This is a genomic window from Haliea salexigens DSM 19537, from assembly GCF_000423125.1.
Taxonomy (GTDB): domain Bacteria; phylum Pseudomonadota; class Gammaproteobacteria; order Pseudomonadales; family Halieaceae; genus Haliea; species Haliea salexigens.
This window is the reverse complement of the sequence record NZ_AUHJ01000067.1, coordinates 1-1,652: the sequence shown is the minus strand read 5'-3', so window position 1 is coordinate 1,652 and position 1,652 is coordinate 1. Positions and strand designations below refer to the sequence as shown.

At 61.3% G+C, this 1,652-nt stretch carries 1 protein-coding gene; it reads left to right on the top strand.

Annotated elements, in window-relative coordinates; translation table 11 throughout:
• Positions 1-62 precede the first annotated feature (62 nt).
• A protein-coding gene (locus G533_RS23090; RefSeq protein ID WP_144079970.1) for an IS3 family transposase occupies positions 63-1,621 on the top strand; the annotation gives its coding sequence in 2 pieces (ribosomal slippage) (positions 63-489 and positions 489-1,621; 1,560 coding nt in all).
• The last annotated feature ends 31 nt before the right edge of the window (positions 1,622-1,652 follow it).

Here is a 1,652-nt window from a genome sequence, read left to right as displayed (position 1 = left end):
CCCTCTGTGTCAACATTGTTGCCCCACCGTTAGGTACAATATGGAGGGCGAGGAGTTGACCAATGGCAAGATATTCATCGGCCTTCAAGGCCAAAGCGGTGGCTCGTTTGCTGCCGCCTGAGAGCGCGTCGCTGGACATGGTGTCACGTGAGATTGGTGTGCGTGCGGATACGCTGTCCCGGTGGCGTGCCGAGGCGCTGAGTGATTCCCAGGATCGACTGTGGACCGGCCCAGCGCGTCTGGAGGCAGTTATCCATACTGCCGGGCTGGATGAGGCGAGCCGCAGTGCGTGGTGCCGTGAGAACGGCGTATATGCTGCTGAGCTGGAGCAATGGCGAGCACAAGCCAGTGAGTCGTTGTCGGATGTCTCAGGCACGCAGAGCCCAAGCCGCGCGGACCGCAAGAGCCGGCAGCAGATCCGTAAGCTCCAGCGGGATCTCAATCGCAAGGACAAGGCGTTGGCCGAGACGGCGGCGCTGCTGGTGTTGTCAAAAAAGCTCGAGGCGATCTTCCACGAGAGCGGGGACGAATGACTTCCCTGGAAGATCGCCAAGCGATTCTGAGTGCGGCTGAAGAGGCGCGCGAGCAAGGTGCTCGTCTGTCGGCCATCTGCGAGGTCATCGGTGTGGATCGGCGTACGCTGCAGCGTTGGTCTGGCCCGGAAGCACTGACGCGTGGTGATGCCAGGCCGACAGCCCAGCGTCCGCCACAGGCGTCGCGGCTCAGCGAGGGCGAGCGAGCCGCTATCCTCGAGGTCGCGAACCAGCCGGAATATGCGGACGTGCCACCCACGCGCATCGTTCCCATGCTGGCCGATCAAGGTGAATACATCGCCAGCGAATCCAGTTTTTACCGTGTTCTGCGCGATGCCGACCAGCTCAAGCATCGTGGTCGTGCCAGGGAGTCGGTAAAGCAGCGACCGCCTACCACACATGTGGCGACGGCGCCGAACGAGCTCTGGTGCTGGGACATGACGTTCCTGCCAACACGGGTGATCGGCCAGTGGTTCTACCTGTATCTGATCCTCGACGTGTTCAGCCGCAAGATCGTTGGCTGGGAAGTGCACGACAGCGATGACGCCGACCATGCTGCACGCGTCGTGAAGCGCGCTGCGCTGACCGAAGGCGTGGCGGGATATCGGAACAAACTGGTGCTGCATGGCGATAACGGCTCCACCCTGAAGGCGACAACGGTGCTGGCCATGCTCAACTGGCTGGGTATCAACCCGTCCTACTCGCGCCCTCGTGTCAGCAATGACAACGCCTTTGCCGAAGCCACGTTCAAAACTGTTAAGTACCGACCCGAATTCCCGAAACGCGGGTTCAATGACCTGGATGAGGCGCGCCGATGGGCCGCCGACTTCGTGCGTTGGTACAACTACGAGCACCGCCATAGCGGGATCAGCTACGTCACGCCGAACGAGCGACACACCGGCGAGGACATTGCTGTACTGGCGGCACGACACGCCGTTTACCAACAGGCGAAAGCACGCCATCCCAACCGCTGGCGTGGCCGGGACACGCGCAACTGGGATCGGGCCGACAGTGTCACGTTGAACCCTGAGCGGGATGTTGTGTGCAGAACTGTTGATCATGAAATGGCCGCGAAACATTTTGCATGAATGACCGGGCAACTATGTTGACAGACACCGG